Origin of the sequence: Campylobacter sp. LMG 17559 (assembly GCF_024723605.1) — a bacterium.
Classification (GTDB): Bacteria; Campylobacterota; Campylobacteria; order Campylobacterales; family Campylobacteraceae; genus Campylobacter_D.
In genome coordinates this window covers 1-6,963 of record NZ_JANQCZ010000024.1, presented here as the reverse complement: position 1 = coordinate 6,963, position 6,963 = coordinate 1, and the positions used below count along the sequence as shown (strand labels likewise).

At 23.2% G+C, this 6,963-nt stretch carries 8 protein-coding genes and 1 pseudogene; 4 read left to right on the top strand and 5 right to left on the bottom strand.

The genetic code is table 11. From position 1 onward, the window contains the following. From CAMP5082_RS08015 to CAMP5082_RS08490, 5 genes and pseudogenes are all read right to left on the bottom strand, one after another. Window positions 1-161: DUF5710 domain-containing protein (locus CAMP5082_RS08015; RefSeq protein ID WP_257911330.1), on the bottom strand; the 161-nt coding region annotated here is incomplete at its 3' end. Window positions 162-264: 103 nt separating this feature from the next. Next, window positions 265-924, bottom strand: coding sequence for a hypothetical protein (locus tag CAMP5082_RS08010; protein ID WP_236633137.1), 660 nt, complete (start codon window positions 922-924; stop codon window positions 265-267). Between the two features lie 58 nt (window positions 925-982). Next, entirely contained in the window at window positions 983-1,396 is a 414-nt protein-coding gene (locus CAMP5082_RS08005) for a type II toxin-antitoxin system VapC family toxin (protein ID WP_044599615.1), read from the bottom strand. Continuing rightward, window positions 1,393-2,292 carry a replication/maintenance protein RepL gene (locus CAMP5082_RS08000; RefSeq protein WP_263693865.1) on the bottom strand — a complete coding sequence of 300 codons (900 nt, stop codon included), beginning with the start codon at window positions 2,290-2,292 and terminating at the stop codon, window positions 1,393-1,395. The genes CAMP5082_RS08005 and CAMP5082_RS08000 overlap by 4 nt, the downstream gene beginning before the upstream one ends. Before the next feature lie 38 nt (window positions 2,293-2,330). Then, window positions 2,331-2,610, bottom strand: a pseudogene (locus tag CAMP5082_RS08490) (hypothetical protein). 302 nt (window positions 2,611-2,912) lie between these two features. Between CAMP5082_RS08490 and CAMP5082_RS07995 the strand changes: the two are divergent. The 4 genes from CAMP5082_RS07995 to CAMP5082_RS07980 all read left to right on the top strand — a co-directional run bounded on the left by CAMP5082_RS07995 (window position 2,913) and on the right by CAMP5082_RS07980 (window position 6,451). Continuing rightward, window positions 2,913-4,010, top strand: coding sequence for a DUF262 domain-containing protein (locus CAMP5082_RS07995; RefSeq protein WP_337206411.1), 1,098 nt, complete (start codon window positions 2,913-2,915; stop codon window positions 4,008-4,010). Beyond that, complete coding sequence (locus tag CAMP5082_RS07990) at window positions 3,994-5,025, top strand: AAA family ATPase (RefSeq protein WP_044599612.1); 1,032 nt, start codon at window positions 3,994-3,996, stop codon at window positions 5,023-5,025. The genes CAMP5082_RS07995 and CAMP5082_RS07990 overlap by 17 nt, the downstream gene beginning before the upstream one ends. After that, window positions 5,025-5,756: a hypothetical protein gene (locus CAMP5082_RS07985; RefSeq protein WP_337206410.1), complete on the top strand. Its 732-nt coding sequence runs from the start codon at window positions 5,025-5,027 to the stop codon at window positions 5,754-5,756. The genes CAMP5082_RS07990 and CAMP5082_RS07985 overlap by 1 nt, the downstream gene beginning before the upstream one ends. Before the next feature lie 386 nt (window positions 5,757-6,142). Then, on the top strand, window positions 6,143-6,451 hold the full coding sequence (locus CAMP5082_RS07980) for an EexN family lipoprotein (protein ID WP_337206409.1): 309 nt from the start codon (window positions 6,143-6,145) through the stop codon (window positions 6,449-6,451). The last annotated feature ends 512 nt before the right edge of the window (window positions 6,452-6,963 follow it).

Sequence of the window (6,963 nt, the reverse complement as noted above, 5' to 3'; positions counted from 1 at the left end):
TAAGAATTACTTTTATTATTTAATGCGGTTTTATCTAACCATTTTTTAAATATATTAATATCTAATGATTTTGGTGCAAACCATTGTTTTTGTTTGTTATCCCACATTGCACCAAGTTTTTTAGCTTCACGAATATCTTGATATGGAACAAACAAAAACATTCTTTTTTTTGGCAAGATATTCCCCTATTTATTTTAATTTAATGTTAGATTGACTATAATTTTGATGAAATTCAAAGGGCTTCCTAGTAGCCCATTCCAACTTTTAACAATATTCCAAAATTTCTTCATTGAATGTTTTAATTAAATCACTTAAAAATAAATCTATTTTTTGTGGATTTAATCCTATATGAGTGTTTTCTATTTTTGTCGTTAATCTTGGATAATATTTTCCATTGTTTTCTGTTGTTTTTAATATATTTTCCCAATGATAACTTCTATTTCTTAGATTTTGTAATAAACTAAGAACTACATCTACTTTATGTGTGTTTCTAAAGCGTAATTTCTTTCCTTTTTCAAAAAAGAAATTTCTATTATTCTCTCCGTAGTTTCTAAAATTAATACCTTTTAAATCCATTATAGAATTTTGTAATTTATTCTCTTTAATGAGATAGATAATAGTTCCCAAACTCATACAAGAAAGATATTGATGATGGGATAAAATCTTATTTTTTTCTCTATTTTCAATTTCAATCTTAGCTTTTTTAATATTTTCATCATTAGAGTTTTTTATCCAATCATTATCTTGCTCTGATAATTTACTATCAAGTTTATTTCTAAGAATAATTTCCAATGTTGCAATTTTTGGTGTGATCTTTCCTATAAGTTTAAGATTATCATAGTGTTTTACAACATCATTGTCATAAGAAGATAATCTTATTTGTGATAGTAATTCATTAAAATCTACTTTATTGAGCAATTTCATATTTTCCTCTAATTTTTAAATATTTTTAATATCTTAACATGAGATAGATGAAATATTATTATATGTTTGTATCGCCATATCTTTTTATAGGTATTTTTAAATTTGGAAAATTTTTATCCATAGTATAAATTGCTGTGCAATTTTCTTTTTCTGCACAAAAATACTGCAAATAGTCTTCAAAATCACCTTTATTTTGCAAGTAAAAATCACAAGCCATATTAATAACGCTTGATCCAAATGAAACTATATCAAAATATGGATTTGTTATTGTGTTTTTAAAAAAAGACATAAGGGCTGGTAATTTATCTTTATCTATTAAATAAGCGATAGTTGAAATCATATCTTCTGAAAACACTATTTTTATTTCATTAGATATTAAAAAATATATTAATTGTTTAGCTTGTTCATTATTTATTCTTGCTTCGTCAAAAAAATCAATAAAAATATTTGTATCAAGAAATACTTTTTTCATATATTACCCTTTTTTAAGTCATTTTCTAAAAATTCTTTTTTCATTTCTTTGGCTGTTTTACTTGGATGAAAAGCTCCATTAAACATACCTGCAAATTCATTAATAAAAGCCATTGCCTTTTGCTCATTTTTGCTTCCATCGAATAATGTAGGTTCTACATTATCATTTGAAGTTAAGTTAGGAATATTACTATTAACATCAATTATTTTCTCTTGTTTTAATGAAGGATAATTTATTTGCTCATCATCTTTTTTAGAAATAATCACTTGATTTTCTACAACATTCTTATCTGAAGCTATTTGCTTAACTTCTTCAATAACATAATGATCTGGATTTTTTTTAATTTGCTCAAGACCTTCATATTCACTTTCAACTGACACTTCTTGCTTAAATTCTAAATTGTCAAAATCAAAAGTTTTAACGACAGTTTGTCTTAATTTTTTTAGATCTTTAAAAGAACCCTTGCCTATGATTTGAGGATTCATAATATATGAATTTGAACCAATAATATCATATTCTTTTCTCTGCTCTTCTGTTACTTTAAAAATAACTTGTTTATCTTCAAGTTCTTTTATCGCACGATAAACACTTGATTTTCCTAAAATCTTCCTACTTTCAAAATAATGAACGAACTCACTATTATATTGAAAAACATTTTGATAATTTAAATTTTTAATCATCATCAACACAACTCTTAAAGCAGGATTTGAAAGATTATCAGTAAGAAAACTAATGTTTTCTACAAATAATTTAATAAAATCATCTTTGGTTTTTTCTCTTTGTAAAAAAGAACTTATTACTGTGGTAACTTCTCCTGTTACAGCATCAACTTTCTCCTGAACATTACTATATAATTTTTTAGTTTCTTTGTTTTCTAAATTAACTATCTTTGCCATATATTACCTTTTCCCAAAAATTAAAAAACATTATAGCATTATTTTCCCAAAAAATGATAAATTCCCAAATAAAAAAACAAATTGTATCCCATACAATGAATTTTATTGATTATTTTGGGAAAAATTACTTTTTTAGTTTTCCCACTACGAGCAGTTTTTGTCCCACGGGTGGGAAAATTTGTCCCACGGGTGGGAAAATCAAAAACCTTAATGAATAGCTATTTTATAGGCGTTTGAAAGCATTTTTTATAAGTCTTTTTCTTCTTTATCTATTCTTAAATTCAAAAAACCACAAATTTCGCTAACGCTCATTTGCAAATAATGTAAATCAAAAGTAATAATATTACTTTTGAACTTTTATAATAATAAAATCCAAAATAAAAAATTAATAATTTTTCTTAAATTAAGGCTTTCAAGTCTTCCAGCTTTTTTATATTAGTTAAAGTTTCTTTATAGGTATTTCCTTGTGTAATGTAATTTTCAAACACATATAAAATGTCCATCTAGACTCTTTCGATAATAATATTTAGAGATACTTAATTTCTCACTGTTACAAAAAAAGAAGTTTTAATTTAATTATTTATGTTAGAATATATAAAAAATTATATAAGAAGTTTTAAATGAAAGAATTAGAAGGTGAAAATTCTTTAGATATTAATAATGATGAAAATTATAAACAAATTTATCCTCTTGAAAAGATAAGAATAGAAAAAGGGCGTATGAGTCTTTTTGAGATAAAAAGAAGGCAAGAAAGAGGTGATATTCAAATAAGTCCGAAATTTCAAAGAGAAGATGTTTGGAATTATAAACAAAAATCAGAGCTTATAGAATCAGTGCTTATGGGTATTCCTATCCCTGTATTTTATTTTTTTGAATCTAAAGATACTAAAATTCAAGTAGTAGATGGTAGACAAAGAATTACAACATTTATTGATTTTATGAAAGATGAATTTGATTTAAGACAAGTAAAAATTATTACAGATATTACTGGCAAAAAATTTTCTGATTTAAATGCTGTCCAGCAAAGAAAGATTGAAGATTATCAGGTTGATACCTATACAATTCAACCACCAACTCCTGAGCAAGTAAAATTCAATATTTTTGATAGAGTTAATCGAGGTGGGACTAGATTAAATAATCAAGAAATGAGAAATGCTCTTTATCAAGGAAATTCCACTGATCTTATTGATGAATTAAGTAAAGAAGAGTGCTTTAAAAAAGCAACTGCTCATTCTATCAAATCAAATCATATGAAAGATAGATATATAATTTTAAGATTTATTGGATTTTATATTTATTATTCTAAAATAATCAATAATATTGAATATAAAGGAAATATTGATGATTTTTTATCTGAAATTATGTTGTTTTTAAACAATACCATGGATATATATTTAATTAGTGAACTAAAACTTATGTTTAAAAATACAATGAATTTTACATATGATAATTATGGTCAAGATATTTTTAGATTTAATAATCTTAATGGAATAAATAAAAGACCAATAAATATGGCTTTATTTGAAAGTTTAAGTTATTTATTTACTCTATGTATGCAACAAGGTAAAAAACCTCCAAAAGAAGCTATAGATAATTTAAAATTAGAATTTGATAAATCAGGGAAATTTGTTAGTGGGATTGATAGTGTAATTAGTGTAGATTATAGATTTAATAAGGTAGATAAATTTTTAAAGGATTGGAATGATTACAAATCTTAAAATAAAAAACTTTAAAAGTATTAGTGATTACAATTTTGAGTTTAAACCATTGACAATTTTAGCTGGAACCAATTCTTCTGGTAAATCAAGTATTATCCAAGCACTTTTATTTTGTTCTTATTATGCTAATAAAGATATATATTTAGAGGATTATTTGCGTAATTTTGGAGAAGGGAAAGATCTTTTATGTTTAGAATCAAATGAAAATCAGATTAAAATTACTTCTAATGTAAACAATGGAGAAATATTTTCTTTGGTTTTTGAAGATAATCAATGGGTAAAATCAAATAATAATTTTTTTGTTTTTGAAGAAAAATTATTTCATCTTTGTTCAAATAGAATTGGACAAGAAAATTTTGGGAAAAAACATTATACTTTAAGAAGTGGGAATAATGGAGAATATTTATTTGGATTTTATGAAGAAAATAAAAATAATGCTTTAAAAAATGATAGACTTATATGCGATCAAGAATCAGATTCACTATCAATGCAAATCAGATTTTGGATAAATAAAATTTTGGAATTAAAGCTTGAGCCAATAACTCAAAAAATTGATAGCAGTGGTGTAAAAATATTGTATAAAAATTATGATTTAGGTATGGAATTTTCTCCATTTAATTTAGGTTCAGGTGTTAGCTATCTTACTAAAATATTAATTTTAGGATTATCTTTAGAAAAAGGCAATATCTTAATTATAGAAAATCCTGAAGTTCATTTGCATCCAAAAGCGATTTCAAAATTAACTGATTTTTTTGTTTTTTTAATAAAAGCTGGAATTCAATTAATAATAGAAACCCATTCTGAACATATACTTAATGGAATTCGATGGAATGTTTTTAAAGAAGAAATATCACAACAAGATGTTCAAATTTATTATAGAAATAATATAAATAACAATTTCCAATCTATTGGGATTAATAAACAAGGCAAATATATTAATAGTAATGGCGAGATTATTGATTTCCCTGAGGGATTTTTTGATAGCGATTTAGATCATCTTTTGGAAATGATGTAATGAAATTTACAATGGTATTAGAAGATAGTTTAGCAGAAGAATTGTGTAGTTTTAAAAATAAAAAAGAATGTAATATCAAAATTATTGAAAGAATTTTATATTATTATAAACAATATGTTTTATTACGAAAAGAATATATGAGAAGATATTATGATAGTGAAACTTTAAAATCTATTCTCGGACAAAAGACTAGTTTAGAATATAGCGATGATTTAGAATGTCTTTCTAAGAATACTATATATAAAATTATTTTATCTGAGAAACAATATGATTTTCCTTATGTAAATATTTTTGAAGATAAAATAGAAAATAATTTTACAGCTAGTTTTATAAAAAATGAAGATAGAAAAAAAGCTAAAGAACATTTAAAAGCCTTATTTTTAAATGCAAATCATTTGTTTGTTTATGATAAATTTATAAATGACAATCAGATGGAATTTATAAAATTTGCTGAAGAATGCTTTCCGAGAAAAAAATTAAACATTTTTTATCCTATTGAAAATGGAATGAAATTTCCGAATAATTTATGTACTGACTTGAAAAATATATATAAAGAATGGAATATTGTAGAGAATAAAGATTGTGTAATTAACAGAAAATATAATTATTTGCACGATAGATATATAATTGTAGATAAGAAAATTCAAATTATTTTAACTAGTGGTATTGATAATTTAATGGATATTAAAAAAGATTTTACATACATAATAAGAGAATTACAAAATATATAATTAATGTATATTGTCAGTCACTAAAATAACTATTATATATTAGTAATTTTAATATATAATAGTATTTACTTTTAAGCAACCTTTACATTTGTACCTATTTTCCTAATAGCATCAATAATTTGCTGTAAGTTTTTACCTAGATTGCCAATAATGTAAATCAAAAGTAATAATATTACTTTTGAACTTTTATAATAATAAAATCCAAAACAATAAAATATTCATAAAAGAAATTTTTTAAACTAAAATAGCTATAATTAAATAAAATAATCTCAAATCAAAAATTAAATTTTTTATTTATTTTTATATCTAATTAATATTTTTTAGATATAATTTCAATATCATTAAAATATAACGAACATATTTAAAAAATATATCAAGGATATAAAATGAAAAAAGTAGTTTTAGGGTTAGCTTCTCTTAGTCTTATTGTTTTTTTAGATGCTTGTTCATCAGAGCCTAAGTCTATGGAATATTTTAAAGATGTTAAAAATGAAAAAGAATTAAAAGATGCTTTAAAATATTGTAAAGATAATAGAGACTCTATACTAAAAGATAAAACTTCAAAAGAATATATAGAATGCGAAAATGCTTTTAAAGCAGATATAGGTAAATCAATGGGGAAAGAGCCTTTGAGTGATGTGGAGCTTGCAAAACAAGCTGAAGAAAAAGCAAAAGCTAGTGGCTTATTTGACTAAATAGGAGTGAAAAATGAGTAGTGTTTAGCTACTCGTTTTTATATATTCCTATAAATTTACATACTATTCCTATAATTTTTTTTAAAAAACTTGTCTTATTAGTATCAGTATTATTAATATTGATTTTAGCATTATTTATGCTTATTTTAGAATTATCTCTAATATCTGCAATTTCTAAATTTTCAAGATCTTTTCTAGAATTATTTATAATTATAGTTGCGTTATCGGCAATAATTTTACTATCTTTATCAGCTCTAAGTAGAGTTATTTTACTACCTTTTTTTCAGCTGTAATTTTTAAATTTTCTTTCCTTTTCCAAAAAAGTAAAAATCTAAACATAACATTTTATCCTTATGTGAAAATATTTTTGATATTTTACTATAAATTAAATAAAATATCTATCCAATATTAATAATATATGATATAAATATCTAATATAAATACTAACTAGAGATTTTAATCCCTAGTTAATTCTTTATCAGAATTTTCTTTTTTTTTAGGCATACTACTTT

Excerpts from the sequence above, each read along its gene's own strand:
- CAMP5082_RS08010 (WP_236633137.1), bottom strand. The coding sequence starts at position 924 with ATGAAATTGCTCAATAAAGTAGATTTTAATGAATTACTATCACAAATA.
- CAMP5082_RS08005 (WP_044599615.1), bottom strand. The coding sequence starts at position 1,396 with ATGAAAAAAGTATTTCTTGATACAAATATTTTTATTGATTTTTTTGAC.
- CAMP5082_RS08000 (WP_263693865.1), bottom strand. The coding sequence starts at position 2,292 with ATGGCAAAGATAGTTAATTTAGAAAACAAAGAAACTAAAAAATTATAT.
- CAMP5082_RS07995 (WP_337206411.1), top strand. The coding sequence starts at position 2,913 with ATGAAAGAATTAGAAGGTGAAAATTCTTTAGATATTAATAATGATGAA.
- CAMP5082_RS07990 (WP_044599612.1), top strand. The coding sequence starts at position 3,994 with ATGATTACAAATCTTAAAATAAAAAACTTTAAAAGTATTAGTGATTAC.
- CAMP5082_RS07985 (WP_337206410.1), top strand. The coding sequence starts at position 5,025 with ATGAAATTTACAATGGTATTAGAAGATAGTTTAGCAGAAGAATTGTGT.
- CAMP5082_RS07980 (WP_337206409.1), top strand. The coding sequence starts at position 6,143 with ATGAAAAAAGTAGTTTTAGGGTTAGCTTCTCTTAGTCTTATTGTTTTT.